The organism is Brachyspira pulli (assembly GCF_036997785.1).
GTDB classification, from domain to species: Bacteria; Spirochaetota; Brachyspiria; order Brachyspirales; family Brachyspiraceae; genus Brachyspira; species Brachyspira pulli.
This window is the reverse complement of the sequence record NZ_JAWLQI010000005.1, coordinates 34,133-58,018: the sequence shown is the minus strand read 5'-3', so window position 1 is coordinate 58,018 and position 23,886 is coordinate 34,133. Positions and strand designations below refer to the sequence as shown.

The window sequence follows — 23,886 nt, the reverse complement described above, 5'->3', positions numbered from 1 at the left end:
TAATGAAGAAAATTTTAATAATATTGATGTCTGTTATCTTATTTCAATCATGTAAGGTAGCAAACTCTATAAATGAATATCAGAAATTAAAGACGATAGAAGATACAGAAGATTATGGGCCTTTAGGAAATTTTCTAAAAACACTTCCTAAAGATGAACAAGAAAATACTCAATCTCCATACAATGAATTAACAGCATTCATAAAAGGAAGAAATCAAATATTATCATCAAACTATAAAGAAGGATTTGAAACTTTAGCTAGATTCTTATTCACCTACCCTTCAAGCTATTATGAAAGTGAAGCATCTTATTTGCTTGGTCAGGCTTTAATATATATGGTAGAAAATGAACCTTCATATATAGAAGAATTTTATACCCAGTTATTGTCTGAAGGTATAGTTGAAGGTGAAGAAAATAATGATGATGAAACGGTTGGAAATTTAGAAAATTCTTTAAAAAATATATACAGTCAATTAGGTATCATAGTAAAAGACGGAAAATATTCTTTTAATGGATATACTTTTGATAGAATACTTCAAGATGAAGAAAGTGCTTTCCCATTAAAAGACTTTGCATATTATTTTAGTATAAGGCATAGATTCAGCAATATAGAAACTGAAGATGATAAAGCTAAATTCATAACTAATATAACTTATTTAAGAAGATTCTCAGACAGATACAGAACAAGTGTATTACAGGAAAGTTTATTAAACAATAAATCATATTTTCCAGATGTTTTACAATTTACTCTAACTGCTAGTGAGAAAAAAAATTATGATGAAACTATAAAAGCGGTTAAAGAAAGAATAAATAGTATAAAAGCTATTTACGAAGAAGAATATTATGTAATAGGAAACGGCATCATAATAAGAGACAGAATACCTGCTGTAACTCCCGGCAGAGAAAAAGAACTTTATAAATTATATAATTATGATTTTGTAACAGTATTAAACAAGACAAATGTATATAATGCTAAAGAAAGAGAAAGAGAGGATTGGGCTTTAGTAAGATATGATACATACTATGGTCCTATAGTTGGTTGGAGTTATTTAAAATATATGACTAATAATGTACAAAATATGGAAGATGTATTTGATAATTATAAATCAGCTATGAATTCATATAAAAATTATGATTATCTAAAAGCTTCTGATTTCTTCTCTTATATATTAAATAATCCTCAAACAAATTATTTTACAGATAAATCCGTATATTTCTTATGGAAAGTTAATAATAAAATCGGCGAACTTGTAAGTTCTAAAGATAATCCTTATTATAAATATGTATTAGATTATCCAAAATATTTTTATTACAATACTAATAATAATGTATTACAAAGCTCAACATTATTATATAATTACTTAATAAAAATAATGCCTACAAACCCTTATAGATTCGTCATAAGCGGAGATAGCGAAACAGAATACAGCGTAGATTAATAGAATACATTATTAAATCCAATTTATATTTTAGTCTATTTGATAAATTTTATTTTATTAAATAGACTAAACTATTTTAAAGCCGTTCATAATTAAAATTTTCATAGTTTTATGATTAATTAAAAATACATATAAATAATTTAAATATTATTAAAATAAAAAATTAGCATCAAAAATACTTAAACAAAGTAATGTACTAATCACCCTAAAATAATAAAATATAAAATCTAATTTTTAACAAAATATAGTTGTTTAGGTATATACTAAGAATTTTAGAGTTTGTCAAAAAATACAATTTTAAATTTAGATTATTTGTGGGGACTAGCCCCCACCCCCAGTTCTTTTGTTGGCACAAAGAACCAAAAATACTGCATTTTTGACATAAATCTTGGTTTTACTTCGCATTTTAAACAAAACTTAATAATATTTTATACTATTAATAAAAAAAAATTCCATTTGCAAAAAAGTAAAAATTGACAAAATATAGTTGTTTAGGTATATACTAATTGTATATTATTTATAAAATTGATTATTAAGTAAGATAAAAATAAATTTCTAGTTTATAACTAAATTTCATTTACAAAATAGTAAGATATAAAAACTTTATAATAGTTTATTATATAAAAAATAAATTTATAATGATATAAAAAATTATCATTTAATATAATGAAAATATAAATTAATTAAGAAAATTACAACACTATTATTAAAAATCTTATATCAATTTATGATACAAAAACATGTTCCTCATAGAATTCTTTAGCCTTAGCATAGAATTCTGCTGCTTTATCATAATTTCCATTAATAAATTCGATATTCCCCAAATGGAAATAAGAGCTGGAATCAGGATCTTCTTTTATTTTTTTAGTGTATTTAGCTTTGCTTTCTTCTAAGTTAGGATAATTATCTCTTAAACTTTTGCTTCTAAGATTTTTAAGAGCAAGAACTTCAGGAGTATCAGCAGGGTACATAGCTAAAGCCTGCAAATACATACTTTCTGCCCTTTTATAATCTTTAATTTCATGCAAACATACACCATAATAGTGATAATCATTATGGTCAGCTAAATTGTTATCTACTAATATTTTATAAAAATTCATAGCTTCTTTATAAAGTTCATTTCTAAAGAAGTAATTAGCCATATAAACTAAAGCAACTCTGTCTTTATTATTTATTCTAAGTACATTTTTAGCAGCTTCTAAACCTTTATCTTCTTCTTTAAGTAGTGTACATAAAGATAAAAATTCATAATAAGGCTCAAGATTTGAAGAAGTATATAAAGTAATACCTTTTCTATAAAGCTCAAAAGCCTCTTGAAGTTTATATTCTTTTTTAGCAATAGCACCTAAAAGGAAATATGCTTCTGCTGCCATCCAATACTCTAAGAAAGTATTTAAAAATATTTTAGCATGTTCATAATCGCCGTTATCAAATAAAGAAACTGCTACCTGTAAATATGATTTCATATCTTCGGCAGTACTTAATCTCATACTTCTCTTTAAAGCCTCAATAGCTTCTTCATTGACTCCTTTTTTTAAAAGTTCCTCTGCAAGATTGCTTAATTTCATTGCTTTAGTATTAGTAGACACATTAATCTCCTTATTTTATTTTAATGAACTGCTCTAACATAAACTTCTTTGGAAAAGCCGCTCTCTATATCTCCGCTTTCTCCGCCTATAGCTGTAATAGTAAAATAATAAACCTCATTCTCTTTTAAGCCTTCAACATAATACTCGTTCTGATTTCCTACAATTATAGGTGTGTGCTCTGCCTCATTATATACACCTGACTTAGTTCCATAATATATTTTATAACCAACTATATCCTTATGATCTCCTTCCCATCTCAATACAACAGAATTATTATTTACTGCTGTAGCTGTTAAATTAACGGGTACTTGTGGTAATCTTCCCTTATGATAAACTATATCAACATTGTTTAATGTTGGAGTAATATTTCTATCTACATTGCTTTTTAATACAGCTCTTATTTGCATATATCTAACACTATTGCTATTAGATACATTTGTATTTATATCGCTGTTTAATAATTGCCAAGCTATATTATTATCATCTGGAGCAAAATAATAATCTGAAGTTCTATAATATAAATCTATATAAGAACCATTAGTATATTTTCCAGTATAATTAATAGCATCTATAAATGTATTTTTATCATTAAAATCTATAACTTTGCTTATTATTTCTCCATCTAATGAATATTTATACAAATTAAAGTTCTGTTTATAAGTAGGTGTAAAGTAAAATAAATCCATACCGCCTATAAACCCTTGTCCTAAATATAATGGATCTAACTTTATATTGTCAAATTCGGCAATATAAGGAGAACCTGTTTTATCTCCAGTACTTGTTAAATATACAACTTCTTCTTCAAGTCCATCTATATATTTAACCAATTTACCAGTAGAAGCATCAAAACTAATACTATGATGTCTCCACTCATTTTCTTTTAAATATTCTCCCTGAGATAAAGTAACATTTGTATATTTTCCATTATAAGAGAATAAATTATTAAACTGCCAAACTAATCTTCCATTTATAATATTTGCTCTAATACCTGAATACTTTGTAGCACCATTATCATTATATATTGCCATTTTTGATAAAACTTGTGAGTTCATTCTTACTCTATAAGGATTTAAATAAAACTCAATAGTAAAACTTGTCATAGTATTATATTCATCTATAGCATCATCATTTATATAATGATCTATTTTTACATAAGATCTAATATTTGGAAAAAATATAGCATTTCCGCCATTGGCTCCTTCAGCATATTTTATATCAGGACTATAACTAATGCCATGGGAATAAGTAGAACCCAAAATAGAATGTCCAAATATTGAAGGTATACTATCTAATTTATCTGATGACAAAGTACCATTATTTAATATATAGCTATTTGTAATATTATATAATGTACTGTAATAAATGTTATTTGTATCTGAAAATACATCATAAACAGCCGCATTTAGGTTGACTGTAAAAAATAAAATAAATGTTATGAAAATACTTATATAACGCACTTTCAATTCCTAATAGTTTTTATAATTCTTTAATAATTATTCGGATATTTTTTTAATTCCATTATTAAAAATATACTAAAAACACTAATTTAAAACTGTACATAAATACAAACTGTAAAAAATTATCAAATAAATTGTATATTATAAATATAAAAAAAATAAAAATATGTTATTATTATTTTTATCATTTTTAGTTATTTAAATTAAGGATTAATGATGAAATATAAATTGATAATTATTACTTTTATAATAAATACAATACTATTTGCAGATATGACAACCGGATTCTTCGCTGCTGTTCATAGTGCTGATATGAAAACCGTACAAGAATATATAACACTTGGAATAAATATTGATATACAAGATGATAAAAGAAGAACTGCATTAATGATAGCAATGTATAAAAATGACTTCAAAATGGCTAAACTTCTTATTGACAATAATGCTAATGTAAATATACAGGATAGTAAATTTAATTCTCCAATTTTATATGCTTGTGAAAAAGGTTCTGTAAATATGTTAAAAATAATGTATCAAAAAGCAGATTTCAAAAGTATATTTAATATTTACGGAGCAAATGCCCTTATGCTTGCATGTGAAAACGGACATTTAGAAACAACAAAATTCCTATTAGAAAATACAGATGTAGATGTTAATCATATAGACAATTTATCAAGAACAGCTCTATTAGAAGTTGTAATATTTGGAAAAGATAGTATTAATTATGTAGAAATTGTAAAGCTTTTATTAAATTATGGTGCTGATAAAAGCATTAAAGATAAGAAAGGACATGATGCATTATATTATGCTAAGGAAAGAGGATTAAGTAATATAGAAAAATTATTAATACAGTAAAAATTAATATATTAAAAGTTGTTAAATAAAAAAGACAAGAATATATAAAATTATACTCTTGTCTTTTTTTAATTATTAAAAACTATTTTTATTAGTCTTTTTTTAATTCTGTACCAGTAGAAGCATATTTCTGTAATAAAACAGTAGCTGCTTTAGGGTTCTTAACTACGCAAGGTCCTCCAACACAACCGCCATTACAAGCCATAACTTCAACAAGGTTTGGAGTATCATCTGTAACAGGAGCTTCTCCGGATTGTACTTTACCATAACCTTTAAGCTGCTTCATACCTTCTTTATCAAGTCCGTTAATAACCGCAGCTTTTAATTTTTCTGGGTGTTTTAATCTTATTTTTACTGCCTCAGCAACTCCGCCGCTCATAGCATATTTTCTTCCGGAAGCTGTAGGAACAACACCTATATCTAAATCAGGTTCTTTAGCAACATCTGTACCAGTAGCTATAAATAAAGCATCTAATTCTTCCATAGATAAACAATAATCTACTAAATCATCATCTATACTTTCTCTTCTCTTAGCAAGACAAGGCCCTATAAATACATTAACTGCATCTGGATCTTCAGCATGCATCATTTCAGCTGTATAATGCATAGGAGTTCTAGTTTCTGATACACAAGGAACTAATTCAGGTACATGTTTTCTAACTGCTTTTACATAAGCAGGACAACATGATGTAGTCATAAGTTTATCGCCTCTCTCCATTCTTTCTTCAAATTCAGCAGCTTCTCTATCTGAAGTAACATCAGCACCTAAAGCTACTTCCAATACCTTGTGGAAACCTATTTTCAATAAAGCACTTTTCAATTGACCTGGTTTAGCATTGAACTGTGAAGCTATAGCAGGAGCATACATAACATTAACTTTTTTATCTTCTTTTAAGTGTTTAAGAACATCTAAAAGCTGACCTTTATCCATCATAGCACTGAATGGACATTCTCTCATACAGTTACCGCAGAATATACATTTATGATAATCTATTACCTCTTTACCTTGTTCATTTTTAGTAATAGCACCAACTGGACAAGATTCTTCACAAGGAACTGGTATATAAATAATAGCATGGTATGGACAGTTTTTTAAACATAATCCGCAGTTTATACATTTACTACTATCTATATGTGCTCTTTTTTCATCTAATATAGTAATAGCGTTTTTAGGACAATTCATCATACAAGGTCTAGCTAAACAAGCCTGACAAGCATTAGTTACCATAAAATTAGCTCTTACGCAAGCATTGCAGGCTTCATCTAATACTGTAAGCATTGGCCAAGTTGGTTTTTCTCTTTCTAATGCTAATTTAGCATATTCTGACAATGGAATACCGCTGTCTTCTTTACCTTCAACACTTATACCAAGTCTTGCCATAATTCTATTTTTTATTATTTCTCTGTCGTTGTGTATACAGCATCTTATAGATTTACTGTCTCTTGGTATTATTTCTATAGGCAATCTATCTATATCTTCTATTAGTCTGTCCTCAATAAACATTAATGCTATTTTTACCAAAATCTCTTTTTTCAATTGAGAAGCGTTATTATTAATATTCACTTTTTACTCCTATGTTTTTAAGTGATTTATTGTTTGATATAAACAATGAAAAATATATATTTTATTATCTATTATAATATGAAAGAGATTTTTTTCAAGTATAATATACAAACAATGTACAAAAATTTATTGTATAGAGTATTCATATTATATATATAATCACTTAAATAAATGAATGATTTATCAAATATAAAACAAAATAAAAATATAGTTTATTTCTTGACAAACGACCTTCAAATAACTATATTGAATATATAAATAGAATTAAATAATATTAAGAAAGGAGTTTATATGCTTATAGGATGTCCAAAAGAAATAAAGAATCAAGAATACAGAGTTGGTTTAACCCCTTCTAATGCTGCTGACTATATATTACATGGCAATAAAGTAATTATAGAATCCGGTGCTGGAAAAGGATCTGGATTCAGCGATGAAGAATATGCAAAAGTTGGAGCTGAAATAGCAGATAAAAAAAGAGTATTTGAAGCAGATATGATTATAAAAGTAAAAGAACCTATAGAAGAAGAATATGAATATTTTAGAGAAAATCAAATATTATATACTTACCTTCATTTGGCTGCAGATAAACCTCTTACAGATATGTTATTAAAAAGAAAGATTAAAGCAGTTGCTTATGAAACTATGAAAGATGAATTTAATCAATTGCCTTGTTTAGCTCCTATGAGCTGTATAGCCGGAAGATTATCTATTCAGGAAGCTGCTAAATATTTAGAGAAGAAATTCGGAGGTGAAGGTGTATTATTAGGAGGAGTTCCAGGAGTACAAAAGGCTAATGTAGTTATACTTGGTGCTGGAGTTGTAGGACTTAATGCTGCACAAATTGCTATGGGATTCGGTGCAAATGTATCAATAACTGATATTAATATAGCAAGACTTTCATATATAGATCAAATATTCAATATGAGAATAAATACTTACTTTAGTGCCCCTTCTACATTAGAAGAATTATTTAAAACTGCTGATGTTGTTATAGGAAGCGTTCTTATACCTGGTGCCAAAGCTCCTAAACTTTTAAGAAAAGAACATTTAAAATTAATGAAAAAAGGTGCTGTTATAGTAGATGTTGCAATAGACCAAGGCGGATGTTTTGAAACTTCTCACCCTACAACTCATGATGATCCTATATTTATCATCGATGATATAGTACATTATTGTGTTGCAAATATGCCTGGTGCTGTAGCTAGAACATCAACTATAGCTCTTACTAACTCAACAACTCATTATGGTATAATGTTGGCTGAAAAAGGATTAGAAGAAATTTGTAAAACTAATAACACTTTGCTTACAGGTTTAAATACTTATAATGGAAAATGTACATTTAAAGGTGTTGCTGACGCCTTTGGTATAGAATACACCGAACCTAAAACTGCCTTAGGATTTTAAAAAACATAAATAACTTTTATTGATCCTGCTGTTTTATTCTCCCTAAAACGGCAGGATTACTTATCATTTATATAATTTTCTATAAATACATAAAATAAATATTATCAAATAATTATACAAAAAATTTACAAACATATATTGACATAAATATATATTTAATATAATCTTACTTTTAAGAATAATACTATAATAGATATCAAAAATATTAAAGTTTATTCTTATAAATTAATATTGAAGATTATCAAATTTATAAGTACATAAAACTCCAAAATCGCTATAAGATACAAAATATTTTATAGCGATTTATTTTTTAACTTAAATTCAATTCTTTTTAGATGCATTATCTATTATTTTTTTATAAGGCATTAAAATATATTCATTCATCTTATTTTTCATTTTGCTTTGCATTGAAGGAATAGATATTAAAGCACCTACCAATTTTATTTGAAGCATTTTCATTCTTTGTTTTTGAGGAAAATCATAAACATTATGTTTCTTATAATATTTATGATCCTCTTTCATAAGTCCCTGCATAACATATATCAAATCTCTAAATATCTTCATTCCCCCTACACCATAAAAGTTTTTAGGTCTTGTGCATTTATTATCAATAGCATATTTCATTATAGAAGATAATTTTAATAATTCATCATAAGCATCTCTATTACAATCATTAGCTACATGAGTTAAGAAATTTCCTCCAACTTCACAGCGTGCTTCTACAAGAGTCTGTAAATTATATTCTTTATCATAATCTCCGCTTATAATATATCCTACAGGCATTCCCTCTGTAACCATTCTATGTCCATTGCAGAATTGTCTGTCTTCATAAAGTTTAAAACTAGAATGCGTATAATGATTTTCTATACTAAAAGCATATATAATAGCATCAGCTGTTTGTATATCCTTACGTAGAAAATCATCAAATCCATCTTTATAAACACATTTTCCAATAATAGCACATCCAAAGCAGCCTAAACAGCCTCCATGAAATTTATAATCTCTAATATTAATCTCTCTAGTTTTATATGGAAAAATACTTTTGAAATCTTCTATCATATTTCTTAAACTTTCATCTTTATCACTGCAGTTTGTAAGTATTAAAATATCTTTTTCCTTATTATTAGCACCATTATCTTCGGTTTTTCTTTTGTATACAATTTTTTCTATTTTCTTATTATTAGCATTTTCTTTAATATTCAAATTATTCTCAGCACAGAAAATTAAATAATTAAAAAAGTTTATTGCATCATCTTGACCTTTCTTTTCTATTAAATCTTCCATATCAGCTGAAAGTCCTTTTATGTATTTCAAACCTAAATCTAAACAATTTTCCTCTACAAATTTATGTGCTGTTATATCATAAAAATGTTTAGAAGTTGAAACTTGTGTTGCAAATTTATTTTTTATATTAACATTATTTTCTTTTAATAATTCTATAAATCTATATAATTGATATGGAACTAAAAAAGTATATACAGGATAAGAAAAAATAATAATATCTGTATTTTCTAATTCTTCTTTTATCTCATCAAAATTCTTTTCATAATGTTTTATTTTCTGACCTACATTCAAAAATGTAAATTGATGTTCTATAAATAATTTTTCCAAAAATAATAATGTTTGCAAAGTAATACTATTATTGCCTTTAGGGCTTCCATTTATTACCAAAATTTTCATAATGCTATCCTTTAAATTATAATGATATCTTTTTTTACAAATATTTTAATTGATTTAAATATTTTTACAATTATAATTTATAGAAAATAAATTATAAAAAAGGAATTAGTATGATAAAAGAAAGAATTAAAATATTTATTACTTTATTAATGAGCATACTTATTTTAAGCTGCTCTCAAACTTCCGCAAATAATCAATCAAAGATAGAAGAAGTAAAAACAGATTATTCAGATAAAAATAATTGGATTGTAATACCAGAAAATCCTAATGACAGAGAAGTTGATGTATTTTATTTATATCCTACAACTTGGTCAAGAACTGATACAAATGAAAGTATAATATGTCCTATAGATTATATACAGATGAGAGCAACTGTTACAAATGCTGTAATAGCACATAGCGGAATATTCGATGAAGTTGGAAGTATATATGCTCCATTTTACAGACAAGCTGATGCTATATATATTTTAGATAAAAAAAATAATATTAGTAAAGAAGAACAGGACAAATATTTTTATTCTATTCCAAAAGAAGATGCCATTGCAGCATTCGATTATTATATAAAAAATTACAATAATGGCAGACCTTTTATATTAGCAGGACATTCCCAAGGTGCCATGATGATAAAAGAAATATTAAAAGACTATTTCAAAACAAATGAAAATTTAAAAAATAGAATGGTAGCTGCTTATATATTTGGATATTCTGTTACACAAAAAGATTTAGATGAAAATCCTCATTTAAGATTCGCCAACAGTGAATATGATACAGGAGTTATAATATCTTATAATACAGAAAGTACAGATTTTAACGGATATAATCCTACACTTCTTGAAGGAGCAATATCAATAAATCCTATTACCTGGACATTAGATGAAACTTTAGCAACAAAAGAACAAAGCATAGGAGCAAATATAGCATCAAATTACGGCAATCCTACAAAAATAGCCGATGCAAAAGTTGATAAAAAAAGAGGCGTTATAAAATGCAGTACTATAAATCCTGATGATTTCTATTCAGGTGAAAATAGTATATTTGAAAAAGGAGTTTATCATCAATATGATATAGCTCTTTACTATTATGATTTAAAAGAAAATGTAAGAAAAAGAGTTGGGGCTTTCTGGAAATAATAAAAGATTATAAAATAAAAGTGGGCAAGATAATAAAAAAACATATTACCTTGCCCTCAACAGGTTTATAAAATATAAATATACGAAATTGTCTAATTAATTAGCTACAAACTCTTTACCCCTCTTATCTAAAACATTTAAACTTATAGCATTTAATCTAACTGTTTCATAATTATCTATTTCTAATATTTCAACAACGCCGACTACCTCAATCCAGTCTTGAGGATTAGGTATAGTTCCATTATAATTAAATTCAAATCCAGCAACACCATCATAACCGCAGCAGCCGGGACCATATCTGAATACAAAATTAAGTTTTTCTCCAGTTTCTTTATCTACAAATCCATCATATATACCTTCTAATTTTATAACTTTGCCTCTGTAATCATCAGGATTTAAATAAATATCATTACATTGATTTATAAACATTCTTTCCCTTATTTCTATAATATTATTCATATCAATACTAGATGTATCTGTTTTAGTTACTTCCTTATCTGATTTATCGCTAGGGTTTCCATAATCATATTTTCTTTGAGGTATATCAACATAGTTCTTTTCTATACTAAACCAATCATCATTATATTCTTTTTTGGCACAAGAAGAAAATGATAATAATAAAACAAACAATAATAAACAATATCTCATATTACTACCTCCTTAAATTATCTCAAAAACTTTCCAATGATAGTAAATATTAAAAGCATATCCAAATTTACCATAACTATACAAGCACCTGTAGGATATTCCAATTGAAATGAAGCAACTATACCGATAAAGAAACAAAATACTGATAATACAGCAGATGAAATTATTACTCCTTTAAAAGTATTAAATATTCTCATAGATGTTAATGCTGGAAATATTATTAAACTTGATATTAACATAGCACCCATCATTCTCATACCTAATACTATTATCAAAGATGTTAGTATTGATATAAGCATATTATAAAATTCTGCATTTATTCCAACGGCTCTTGCATAATTCTCATCAAATGTTACTAAAAATATTTTATTATAAAAAAGTATATACAATGCTATTACAACTATACTAACAGCTATACTTATATAAACATCACTCTTACTCATAGCAAGTATACTTCCAAACATATAATTACATACATCAGTATTTATTCCAGTTTTTACAGTAATTGCTATAATACCAACAGCCAATGATACACTTGATATTAAAGCTATAGCAGCATCTCCTTTTATTTTACTGTTTTCACTTAATCTTAAAAGAAGTATAGAAGCTATTGCAACTATTGGTATAGAAAGCTGAAGTGTAGAAAAACCTAATATCATAGATAAAGATAATGCTCCAAATCCTACATTTGAAAGACCAATGCCTATCATAGAATATCTTTTTAAGACTAAATTAACTCCTAAAAGTGCAGCACATAATGATACTAATATACCAACTATTATAGCTCTGACAATGAAAGTATATGAAAAAAGTTCCTGAAGCAAACTAATCATTTCATATCCTCCCCTGATATTCTTTTATATATATCAGTTTTTATATAATCCTCTGTACTTCCAAAGAATAATACATTTTTATTTAAATGAAGAATCTTATTAGAATACTTTATTGCACTTGCTATATCATGCGATACCATTATAATAGTTACTTCATCATTCAATTTTTTTATTAAATTATAAAGATCTATAGTAGCTATTGGATCAAGACCCGTAGAAGGTTCATCAAGTATCAATAATTCCTTAGTAGAACATAATGCTCTTGCTAATGCCACTCTTTGCTGCTGACCTCCTGATAAATCTTTATAAGATTTTTTTTGTAAATTATCTATATTAAGTTTTTTTAAATTTTCTAAAGTAATTTTTTTATCTTTACTTGTATAAAATGGTATAAACTTTTTTTTATTTAATCTTCCGGAAATTACAACTTCAAATACACTTGCCGGAAATGATTTCTGTATTATTCCTTGCTGAGGCAAATATCCTATTTCATTTTTCTTTATATTATTAAAAGATATATTTCCATTTTTAGGTTTTATTAGTCCTAGTATTGATTTTATTAAAGTAGTTTTTCCTGAACCATTTTCCCCTATTATAGAAAGATAATCTCCTTTATTCAAAGAAAAATTGATATTAGATAATACCTCATTACTATCATAAAATACAGATAAATCTTTTATATTCAACATTAACTTAATACCCTTTATAATAAATACGTAAAATTAATTCAAGCCTTTCTTTAAATTTTCTAAATTATCTTTCATTATAGATAAATAAGAAATTCCAGAATTAAATTCTTCTTTACTTACATTCTGTCCGGAATGAAGTTTTAATTTACTTACTCCTGTTTGTTCAATTAAAGTATTTGCAATTTTTTCATTGCTTAATTCTATATAATATAAATAAGGTATATTATTATCCTTAATATAATTTATTAAATAAGCTATAGTTTTGGGACTTGCATCAACCTGACTGCTGCATCCTGTAAAAGGTGCTCTATATTCTAAACCATACTCATTAGCTAAATATCTAAATGGAAATCTATCTCCAAACACAATATTTTTTCTTTTAGAAGAATTCACAGCTTCTCTAATTTCATTATCCAATACTTCTAATTCTTTATTGTATTTTGATGCGTTTTCTTTGTAAAAATCAGCATTGCCAGAATCTATTTCTGATATACTTTTGCAAATAGCATTAACCATTAATTGAGCATTTTTTGGTGATGTCCATATATGTTCATCGTAAATTCCCTCATGTGTATGTGCTTCATTTATATCATTATCATCATGTTCTTGATGATTTAATTCATCTTCATGATTATGATCTTCATCATGCTCCATACCCTCAACAATTTCTTCATCTAATGCTTTTACATAATCAATTAATTTTACTATTTTTTTACCATTAGTATCCATTGATTGTACTATTTTTTCAGCCCAAGCCTCACTTTCTCCTCCTATATAAATAAATACATCTGCATTTTGTATATCTATTATATTAGCAGGAGTAGCATTAAAAGAATGAATCTCTATTCCTGGTTTGATAATCATTTGCAAATCAAGATTATCACCAATTATATTTTTAGTAAAATCATATATTGGAAATATTGTAACTACTATCTTTTTTGTTTTATCACTACTTTTTTCATTATCATTTGATTTTGTATTACAGGAAACAAATAATACTAATATGGTAAAAAGTAAAACCAATATCCTTTTCATAATAAAATCCTTTTATTTTAAAAACCATAAAAAATAAATAAGTTAAAAAATATTAATAAACAAAAGGATTTTTAAATCAATTTATCAGTTTCACCTTCAGAGTTGTGGGATTAATATTTATATAAAAAATAGTTTTGATTTTTTTAGAAAAACAGCTAAATAAAATAGCTAAATATATAATTGTAGAAGTATATTGAGATAAAAATTTAATAATTTTACTTATAGTTGTAACAATAGAAAATATTTCCAAACAAGTTTCACAGCTTTCATTTACTTTATGCACATGACTATGTGAGTGATGTAATACGTAACATGCAGGAAAAATATACGCAGATATTATAAATGTGAGTAATACTATTGTTAATTTCATGTCATTATTATAATTTATAATAAATAATTGTCAATTATAAAGATTTCTTTTTAATTTTGATAAGATTATAAAATTATCAATTAAAAATAATTATAATTTATAATAATTTGTTCAACTTTCTCAAAATAAAAAAGCCGAACAAATTAATATAAAATTATGTATCTTTTACAATTATAAATAAAATAATTTATAGCTCAATATACAACATTGGACTGTCTATTCCTGAATACATAGGTATCTCTATTAAAAATGAATCCCTCAAATCATAAACATTTACATCTTTTACTTCATCATAAGAAGAAAGATAACAAGAGCTTATTGAAGGTATATAAGACTTCGAAACGATCAATTTCATTTTTAAAGAACTAAACATAGAAGCATATTCTTTATAATCTGAAGTATCATCACTATAATTAAAAGGGGTAAATATAAATTTATTACCGTCTCTTATAGGAACCAAAGAACTGTTATCTTCTGTTAATTTATTTTCATTAATTACTCCATTTATATAAAGCCCTATTTCATTGTCATTATTTATCTTTTTAAATTTAAAATTTCTAGGATATGACTCTCTAGCACTGGATTCCATCTCTCTTAATAAATCATCATAATAATAATCTGGCACGCCATTTTCATAACCTTCTGAATAAGCACCTAATTCTAAAATAGATTTTGACATTGTAGCTATTGCAACAACTGTGATGTTCTTATCATCATCTATAGTGACATATTGAGTATAGTCTAAACAGCTGATAAAAAATAAAGAAAAAATAAAACAAATTAAAATCTTTTTCATAAACAAAATCCTTAATAATTAATTGTATACATTCTACTATAAAAGAAAATAAATAACAATCCATTATAAAAAATATAAACAACATTTTTTAATATACGGTATTTAGGTATATTATTTACTTTTATAATGATTTATGATATTATAAAAATAGATTCACAAATAGGGGTTTATATGAAAAATAAAATCATAAGCATATTATTAATCCTAACTACTTTTCTATATTCAAATACAATAAATGAAAGTAATAACAAAAAGATAAAAAACACATCAATTACAAATGAAATAATAATGCCTAGTGAAGAATTATTAAAACTATTAGAAAAAAATAAAAAGAAAACAGGCGTTGCAGAAATAATTGAATTAATAAATAAAGGCGGTATAAATGCTGCTTCAAAAGATCAACTTATTATAGGCGATGTTACACACTATACTAATTCTACCCCTTTAATGATAGCTTCATCATACGGGCATTATGATATAGCAAAAGCTTTGATTGATAATGGGGCTTTGGTTAATTTAAGAGCAGACGATGGATTTAATGCTTTAATGGAAGCTGTAAGAACTGATAATATAGAGATGGCAAAATTACTAATAAACAATAATTCTAATATAAATATAAAAAATAAAGATGGTGAAAATATGATTATGATTGCATGCGAAAACGGCAATGAAGAAATGTTTAATCTATTACTAGAAAATAATGCAGATATAAATGAAAAATCATCATGGGGAGCATCTGCCCTTATTTATGCTTCTGAAAAAGGTAATATCAACATAATGAAATATTTAATAGATAATGGAATAGATGTTAATGGAAAAGCTGATGATAATGGTGATACTCCATTACTTTGGGCTGTTACAGGACAAAATCCTTATGAAGCTTCAAAACTTTTAATAGAAAATGGTGCCGATGTGAATGCTACAAATGATGGCGGAGTTGCTCCGGCTACTATACTTTCAGCATCTGTTCCTGAAGTAGTTAAACTTTTAAAAGATAATGGTGCCGATTTAGATACAAAATTTGCAGATTATTATCCTCCTATAGCAATTGCTGCAGGTGAGGGTAATTTAGAAATAGTTAAGGCATTGGTTGAAAATGGGGCTGATGTGAACTATTATCCTAATGATATAAACTATACTGCGATATTTCATGCTATAGACAAACATAATTATGAAGTTGCTGAATATTTATTTAAAAATGGTGTTGATTTAAATATAAAAATGAAACCTGATAATGACTATGGCAGAAGTATAAAAGAAAGCTACAATGTTTTAGAATATGCTGAGACTATGCAGGATAAAAAAATGATTGACATAGTAAGTAAATATTATAAAAATAAAAAATAATTATAATTTTAATGTATATTTAAAATTTTTAAGTTTGTCAATTTTTTTATTGTTCTTTTTCCCGCCGCATACGCTCTGCGGACTTCGTCAAGAACCAAAAAGTGCAAGGATAGAATTAGTACTAAATCATACTAAAATTATCTTATATGTAAGATAACCTATTAAATTAAAGCCTATATGTAGCCTTTCGCGAAGCGTATACGAGCTTGTTGAGAATATAGCTTCTCGCCGAAGGCGGGCTGTGCCTTATATCAATACCGAAAGGTACCTTGCCTACGGCACGCAGAGCGTCGGTAAAAGAACTGGGGTTCGGGACAAAGCCCTGAAAATATTTTAAATTAAAAAAATTATTTTGACAAAATATAGTTGTTTAGGTATATATTAAAATATTTACTAAAAATATATTATATGATATTATTAAAACATTAATATTAAGGAACGTTTTATGAAAAATAAAATCATTCTCATTCTGATGACAACTCTAATTACAGTAATAACTTTATATGCGGCAAATAATGAAAGCAATAATGATAAAGTAAAAGACAGAATTATAAATAATACAGAAACAAAAGATAATGTAAAAGATACAGAAGACATACAAATAGAAGATAATACATTAATAGAACCTGACACAGAAGCTGATGAATATGCTGAAAATGAAAATATAAAAGAAGAAACAAAAGATAATAGCACTTTTAATGAAAGCAATAATGAAAAGTTAAAAAACACAGTAATGACAAATGAAATAATAATGCCTAGTGAAGAACTATTAAAACTATTAGAAAAAAATAAAAATAAAACAGGCGTTGCGGAAATGATAGAATTAATAAATGAGGGCGGTATAAATGCTGCTTCAAAAGATAAAATTGATATAGAAGATATAATATGCCACACTAATACAACATCTTTAATGCTAGCATCATCATTTGGTCATTATGATATAGCAAAAGCTTTGATTGATAATGGGGCTTTGGTTAATTTAAGAGCAGACGATGGATTTAATGCTTTAATGGAAGCTGTAAGAACTGATAATATAAAGATGGCAAAATTATTAATAGAACATGACTCTGATATAAATATAAAAAATAAAGACGGCAAAAATATGATTATGATTGCATGCGAAAATGGCAATGAAGAAATGTTTAATCTATTACTAGAAAATAATGCAGATATAAATGAAAAATCATCATGGGGAGCATCTGCCCTTATTTATGCTTCTGAAAAAGGTAATATTAATATAATGCAATATTTAATAGATAATGGAATAGATGTTAATGGAAAAGCCGATGATAATGGTGATACTCCATTACTTTGGGCTGTTACAGGACAAAATCCTTATGAAGCTTCAAAGCTTTTAATAGAAAATGGTGCCGATGTGAATGCTACAAATAATAGCGGAGTTGCTCCTGCTACTATACTTGCCGGATCTGTTCCTGAAGTAGTTAAACTTTTAAAAGATAATGGTGCCGATTTAGATACAAAATTTACAGATGATGCTCCTCCTATAGCAATTGCTGCAAGCGTTGGTAATTTAGAAATAGTTAAAGCATTAGTTGAAAATGGTGCTGATGTGAACTATTATCCTAATGATATTAACTACACTGCAATATATCATGCTATAGATCAAGGCTATTATGAAATTGCTGAATATTTATTTAAAAACGGAGTGGATTTAAATATAGAATTAAAACCTTCTAATGTTTATGGAGGTGCTATAAAAGAAAGATATAATCTTTTAGAATATGCAGAGGCTATGCAGGATAAAAAAATGATTAACATAGTAAGCAAATATTATAAAAAGAAAAAATAAAAATTAAAAAGCATTATAAAATAAAGGCATTATAAAACATACTATAAAAGCTACGATTCCATAAATATATACATAATAGCTTCTATTGTTTGTTAGTATAATGTCTTTTATATTTTTTATACTACTTAATTTTTTTAATGATTTTATATTATCAAAAATTATCAAAATAAAATGAATAAGCATTACTATATTTGTAAAAATTAAAGTTAATTTATTTGGACTTATTCCATATTCTTTTATTCTGTATATTGTAGAAGTTAAAATTATTATATTAAAAATAAATGCTATTATTGGAAATACAATATAAACTAATTTCGTAAATATACTTGATTTATAGTCCATTCTTACAAAAAATAAATTTACCGCACCTATAGCAAGAGCAACATTATAAATTATAAAATTGATTCTGATATTATAAGGACTGCTGTAAGGTATTATTGGAATTATAATAGAAAATAAATATTTCACTATATTATATAAACTTATATACATTATTATTCTTGAAAAGTATATTGATATATTTTTTACATCTTTTTTATAAAGAAAATAAATTATAAAAGGAGTAAAAGCAAATATATAAAATACAGCCAATATAAAAACATAAAAAATAATAGTAGTATCAGGAAATATATTAATAATAATTCCTTGAAGTAAATTAATTACTCCGGCAAAAAGCATCATAAACATCAAAGAAATAATTGCAGGTATAATAGAATTTATTATCATTATATTAGCACTGAAAGTAAATGCCTGATTAATATCTTTATAATTTTTATAATTGTTAAATGATAAAGCAAACATTATAAAAAATATAATATCTAAAAATAAATTCTTATTTAAAATTGTATGAACAAAGAAAATCACTTTTTTATCTATATCTATAATATCTTTAAATGTAAACTCTGAAGAAGGTATAAGCACACTAAGAATGCCTATAAAGAAAAATATCAAAAAAGTTATAAATGTATTTTTCTTATTATCTAAATTAAATATTAAAGAAAAACAAAATAAATAAAAAATCTTAAAAGCAAAAAAATAAGAGGTTATATCAGTAATTCTATAATCAGAATTAATATTTGAAGCAAAAAATAAAAAATATATAGTAAAAGGCAAAATAGAAATTAATGCCAATACTATAATATTTTTTTGTAGTGGTGTTTTTAAACTATTCATAATTATTTTCTTGCTATTTATCTTTTTATAAATTATCTATTCAAACAAATAAAAAATCAACCAAATAAACTATATAATACTGGCGTTACAAAACATACTATAAAAGCCCAAACTCCATAAACATATATATAAAACATTGATTTAGTATCTCCAATAGTGATTTCTTTTATATTAGAAATACTATCAGATTTTTTAAATATTATAAGTATAGATTTTATATTGAAAAATGTTATAAAAATCAAATTAGCAAGCATAATTAAATTTGTACCTACTAAAACTATTTTATTTGGAGTTATACCATATTCTATTAATCTGTATAAAGAAGAAGTTAATACTAATATATCAAAAATAATAGCTATTATAGGAAGAACAATATATACAGCCTTAGTAAATATACTTGATTTATAATCAGGTCTTACAAAAAATAGATTTAGTACAATTACAGCAAGCATAATATTATAAAGTACGAAAGTCACTCTATTATCATAAGGTCTTATATCAGGCATTAATAAAAGAAGCAAAAGTACAAATATAAATAATAAACTAAAAGGCATTAATATTCTTGATAAATATATAGAAATATTAGTTTTCATTTTTTTATAAACTGTATATACCAAAAAAGGAAATATTGAACTTAAAAATGATATTGATAATAATATTAATTTAAATATAATTTTTTCGTCTAAGCTGCTGATAAGATCTTGTATTAATAATAAAACTATTACTATAAATACTCCAAATACTGATGATACTACAGCTGCTATTAAACCTGCAAATATTGATATATCGGCAGAAAATGTAAAGAACTCTGAAATGCTTTTTGAATTCAATACTTGAAAACCGTTATATGATAAAGCCATTATTATAAAAAATATGATAACAGAAAATAGATATTTAATATAATAAAACTGTGAATATACTTTTATGTTTTCAATAGTACCAATTGCTGCAAAGAAAATAGTACTTAAATTGAGAATTGATACAAATAAAAAAGATAAAAATATTATAGCAATATTCCTCAAATTAAACTTTGAATTAATATTGAATATCAAACTAAAACAGAAAAAATAAAATATATAAAAATAAAAACTATCTATAAAAAAATTATTAAAATTACTAACAGAATCAACAATATCAATTAATTTAGAAATACTTAAATAAGAATATGCAGTCATTGCTAATGATGCGATAAAACCTATAGCAATAATAATTAAATTTGATATTAAATTATTTTCTAATATTTTGCCTATTTTAGCATTTATATCATTAATTGTATTTCTCTTTTCATTAGTATTGTTTGTATTATTATTTTGAATAGTATTTTCTTCCATAATCTCATAAACCCCATTATAGTAAATCATAAAATTGGAAATTATTATAAATTCAATAAGCATAAAAGTCAATTATTATATGGTTATATAATTAGAATAATAAGAAGTTATTTGTAGTTTTATGTGTAAGATTATAAAATAAAATTTGGAACTTTATAATTTGGTATTAATTTTAATAATAAAAATTCTTAAATATAGAATCTTGCCAATATAAATAGATTTAAAGAATTACTTACATACCCCGCCCTTTATTCCTTAAAACTTTATTTTGAAATTTTAGCTTTTATTATATTTAATACTTATACAGAAATTACAGCACCCGCCCAAGTTTTTTTAAATTTTAAAACTTTACTCTACGCACGGTAAACAAAATTTCAAATATAATAAAAATTATAATTCAAATTAATATATATTTATAATTTCATTCTGCGTGCGCTGAATAGATTATAGAGTCAAATAAAATTTTGGGTGGGTTTTATAATTGCAGCATTATTTTTCAAGAAGTATAAAATAAACATGACAAATAAAAGTTTTAAATATATAGGGTGGGCAAATGTAAATAGATTTAAAAGAATAAATTATACTAAGCTTTTTAATTTTAATATTTGCATGGATTTGTCCATAATACAAGTTCTTTTACAACCGAAGGAAGTACTGCTACTGAAAGGAGCACCTGACGAAGTCCACTGTAAGTGTAGGTATAGTATTGTTATAAAAAACAAAAGAACTGCATTATTAAATTAATAAAATTTAATAAATTATATTATCTATAAAAAATAATTAGTATTATTTAACACCATATTTAACTTACACTTTAAAAAATATAATATTCTTTTATAAAATCAAATACAGTGCCATAAAGTTAGAAAAAGCGATAAAAAATATATTAAATTAATTATAATAACTATTTAATTTTCTTTACTACATTAAATATAGTAAGCATTCTATTTGCTGTTTCTTCTGCATCATTTTGAGCAACAGGTCCCCATATATTATGATCGTCATTTCCATCAAGGAAAGACAATTCTTCATCTAAATATATTATACTTTTTAATTTATTTATTAGTTTTGTATTTTTAGAGTAAATACGAATATATATATATTCTTCTCCTTTTTCATGACCGATACGTATATCAATAGTAAAATCATTTACATCACAATATATTATACCCCCTTCCTTATCATAATAAATTTCATCTAACAAAGTATTTTCTTCTTTAAAATTAAAATTTTTAGGTTTTATCAATTTATCAACATCTTCAGAAAACTTAATATTATCTTGTACATCTTTTCTTACTAATTCCCGTCTTTTTTTAATAAGAACTTCTTTTGTATTTTCTAATATATCAATAAAATTATCTATATCTTCTATAGATGATATTTGCTCATAATTTTTATTGTTTTCTAATATTTGCTTCAATAATTTATTATTCATATTTAATACCTAATTATTTTATATTTTTCAATGCTTCATATAATTCTTTCATTTTAGAAGCTGTATCTTGAGCACTTTCATTATTTATATCTATATCATACCATATACCTTCATTATCATTTCTATTAAGCCATTTTATTTTATAGTTTTTTATTTTTTCTATTATATTTCCTAATTCTCTTTTCTTAATTCCTCCTGTATAAAATCCTACACTTATATGATTATATTTAAGTACTAAAATAATATACAAACTTTCTATTTTATTAGATATTTTATATATTGTATGAGAGAAATTTTTATTAAATAAATTATCTTTTATAGTATCAGAATCTTCTATTTCAAATTTATATTTTTTATCTTCTCTCAAAATATCAGATACTTTTTTAATATAATCTATATAATCTTGCATATTATCAGTTTTTTTGTGTCTTAATATTTCTATTGTACTTTCAATCAAATCAATATATTCCTGTGCTTCTTCAGGAGTACTAATATTATTATATGCATCATTGCTTTGTAATAATTCTTTTAATTTATCTTGCATAAAAGTATCCTCTTCGCTGCTTGAACTTAAATATTCCTCTTCTTCTATAATTTGAACTATTGCAGATTTCAAATTATCATATTCTTTCATATGTATAAAATTACAATTTTCATCTTCATAAATAATATATTTAAGCCACTCAGCAATATTTCTATGTGATATATTAATAAATTTATTTTTTAATTTTATTCTTTCTTTTGTTGGTAAACTATTTTCTGAAGGTAAATAACCGCCTCTAGTTAAATATATAACATAAATATTATTATGACTTATTTCATCTTTTACATACTTGATATAATTTAATAGCTGATTATCTCCATTATCTCCGCTGTTAATTTTATTTTCAATAATAACAGAAAAATTTCTATTATGAATATACAAATCTATAGATTTTTGAGTTCCTTTTGGACTATACTCTTTTTCTATTTCAAATGATTCATTAGTGCTATTTATAATATCTTCTTTAAAAATATATTTTAAAAAAGAGTTTATAAAATTAAATTGTACATTTGAATTATTAATGTTTATTTTCAGTAATTCATATAATATTGTAGAATTTTTACGTTCTAATTCTTCTATATCAATTAGTTTAAATATATTAATTCTTGGAGGTTTACTTAATTTATATTCTTTTAAAGAATTAATAAGACTTTCATAATTTTCTAATAAAAGATTTAAAATGGTTTCTTTATTATTAAGTAATTCTCTATTTTTATCAAATAACAAATTTATTATATCTAAATGCATTTTTTTCATA

At 25.0% G+C, this 23,886-nt stretch carries 19 protein-coding genes; 6 read left to right on the top strand and 13 right to left on the bottom strand.

Going from position 1 to position 23,886, the window contains the following annotated elements:
• Positions 1–2 precede the first annotated feature (2 nt).
• Positions 3–1,439 (top strand): hypothetical protein, encoded by a 1,437-nt coding sequence (locus tag R4K56_RS02410; protein ID WP_335772230.1) that lies wholly within the window; start codon positions 3–5, stop codon positions 1,437–1,439.
• Positions 1,440–2,164: 725 nt separating this feature from the next.
• Here R4K56_RS02410 and R4K56_RS02405 read toward each other — a convergent pair.
• On the bottom strand, positions 2,165–3,028 hold the full coding sequence (locus R4K56_RS02405) for a tetratricopeptide repeat protein (RefSeq protein WP_335757615.1): 864 nt from the start codon (positions 3,026–3,028) through the stop codon (positions 2,165–2,167).
• A gap of 20 nt (positions 3,029–3,048) precedes the next feature.
• On the bottom strand, positions 3,049–4,491 hold the full coding sequence (locus R4K56_RS02400) for a fibronectin type III domain-containing protein (protein WP_418233505.1): 1,443 nt from the start codon (positions 4,489–4,491) through the stop codon (positions 3,049–3,051).
• Between the two features lie 210 nt (positions 4,492–4,701).
• Here R4K56_RS02400 and R4K56_RS02395 point away from each other — a divergent pair, with 210 nt between their 5' ends.
• A complete protein-coding gene (locus R4K56_RS02395; protein WP_335757613.1) occupies positions 4,702–5,340 on the top strand; it encodes an ankyrin repeat domain-containing protein in 639 nt (212 codons plus the stop codon).
• A gap of 91 nt (positions 5,341–5,431) precedes the next feature.
• On the opposite strand, the gene R4K56_RS02390 is transcribed toward R4K56_RS02395, so the two are convergent.
• Positions 5,432–6,904 carry a 4Fe-4S dicluster domain-containing protein gene (locus R4K56_RS02390; RefSeq protein WP_335757612.1) on the bottom strand — a complete coding sequence of 491 codons (1,473 nt, stop codon included), beginning with the start codon at positions 6,902–6,904 and terminating at the stop codon, positions 5,432–5,434.
• A 291-nt stretch (positions 6,905–7,195) separates the two neighbouring features.
• On the opposite strand from R4K56_RS02390, the gene ald reads away from it, so the two are divergent.
• Entirely contained in the window at positions 7,196–8,308 is a 1,113-nt protein-coding gene (gene ald, locus R4K56_RS02385) for an alanine dehydrogenase (RefSeq protein WP_335757611.1), read from the top strand.
• Between the two features lie 321 nt (positions 8,309–8,629).
• Here ald and R4K56_RS02380 read toward each other — a convergent pair whose 3' ends face one another.
• On the bottom strand, positions 8,630–9,988 hold the full coding sequence (locus R4K56_RS02380) for an NAD(P)H-dependent oxidoreductase (RefSeq protein WP_335772228.1): 1,359 nt from the start codon (positions 9,986–9,988) through the stop codon (positions 8,630–8,632).
• 110 nt (positions 9,989–10,098) lie between these two features.
• On the opposite strand from R4K56_RS02380, the gene R4K56_RS02375 reads away from it, so the two are divergent.
• Positions 10,099–11,118: a DUF3089 domain-containing protein gene (locus R4K56_RS02375; RefSeq protein WP_335772227.1), complete on the top strand. Its 1,020-nt coding sequence runs from the start codon at positions 10,099–10,101 to the stop codon at positions 11,116–11,118.
• A gap of 96 nt (positions 11,119–11,214) precedes the next feature.
• Here the strand turns inward: R4K56_RS02375 and R4K56_RS02370 are convergent, their stop codons facing one another.
• The 5 genes from R4K56_RS02370 to R4K56_RS02350 form a co-directional block, all read right to left on the bottom strand.
• Complete coding sequence (locus R4K56_RS02370) at positions 11,215–11,766, bottom strand: TIGR03943 family putative permease subunit (protein ID WP_335772226.1); 552 nt, start codon at positions 11,764–11,766, stop codon at positions 11,215–11,217.
• A gap of 17 nt (positions 11,767–11,783) precedes the next feature.
• Positions 11,784–12,599, bottom strand: a complete 816-nt coding sequence (locus R4K56_RS02365) for a metal ABC transporter permease (RefSeq protein WP_335772225.1) — start codon at positions 12,597–12,599, stop codon at positions 11,784–11,786.
• Positions 12,596–13,288, bottom strand: coding sequence for a metal ABC transporter ATP-binding protein (locus R4K56_RS02360; RefSeq protein ID WP_335759685.1), 693 nt, complete (start codon positions 13,286–13,288; stop codon positions 12,596–12,598). Before R4K56_RS02360 ends, R4K56_RS02365 begins: the two co-directional genes overlap by 4 nt.
• Before the next feature lie 33 nt (positions 13,289–13,321).
• Positions 13,322–14,326: a metal ABC transporter substrate-binding protein gene (locus R4K56_RS02355; protein WP_418233750.1), complete on the bottom strand. Its 1,005-nt coding sequence runs from the start codon at positions 14,324–14,326 to the stop codon at positions 13,322–13,324.
• Between the two features lie 554 nt (positions 14,327–14,880).
• On the bottom strand, positions 14,881–15,489 hold the full coding sequence (locus R4K56_RS02350) for a hypothetical protein (RefSeq protein WP_335772223.1): 609 nt from the start codon (positions 15,487–15,489) through the stop codon (positions 14,881–14,883).
• Positions 15,490–15,660: 171 nt separating this feature from the next.
• On the opposite strand from R4K56_RS02350, the gene R4K56_RS02345 reads away from it, so the two are divergent.
• Both R4K56_RS02345 and R4K56_RS02340 read left to right on the top strand, forming a co-directional pair.
• Positions 15,661–16,836 (top strand): ankyrin repeat domain-containing protein, encoded by a 1,176-nt coding sequence (locus R4K56_RS02345; protein ID WP_335786883.1) that lies wholly within the window; start codon positions 15,661–15,663, stop codon positions 16,834–16,836.
• A 445-nt stretch (positions 16,837–17,281) separates the two neighbouring features.
• A complete protein-coding gene (locus tag R4K56_RS02340; protein ID WP_335786882.1) occupies positions 17,282–18,646 on the top strand; it encodes an ankyrin repeat domain-containing protein in 1,365 nt (454 codons plus the stop codon).
• 3 nt (positions 18,647–18,649) lie between these two features.
• Here the strand turns inward: R4K56_RS02340 and R4K56_RS02335 are convergent, their stop codons facing one another.
• The 4 genes from R4K56_RS02335 to R4K56_RS02320 all read right to left on the bottom strand — a co-directional run bounded on the left by R4K56_RS02335 (position 18,650) and on the right by R4K56_RS02320 (position 23,885).
• Positions 18,650–19,819 (bottom strand): hypothetical protein, encoded by a 1,170-nt coding sequence (locus R4K56_RS02335; protein ID WP_335772713.1) that lies wholly within the window; start codon positions 19,817–19,819, stop codon positions 18,650–18,652.
• A gap of 56 nt (positions 19,820–19,875) precedes the next feature.
• Positions 19,876–21,150 (bottom strand): hypothetical protein, encoded by a 1,275-nt coding sequence (locus tag R4K56_RS02330; protein WP_335772714.1) that lies wholly within the window; start codon positions 21,148–21,150, stop codon positions 19,876–19,878.
• A 904-nt stretch (positions 21,151–22,054) separates the two neighbouring features.
• Entirely contained in the window at positions 22,055–22,585 is a 531-nt protein-coding gene (locus R4K56_RS02325; RefSeq protein ID WP_335772715.1) for a hypothetical protein, read from the bottom strand.
• Positions 22,586–22,598: 13 nt separating this feature from the next.
• Positions 22,599–23,885, bottom strand: coding sequence for a PDDEXK-like family protein (locus R4K56_RS02320; RefSeq protein WP_335772716.1), 1,287 nt, complete (start codon positions 23,883–23,885; stop codon positions 22,599–22,601).
• Position 23,886 lies beyond the last annotated feature (1 nt).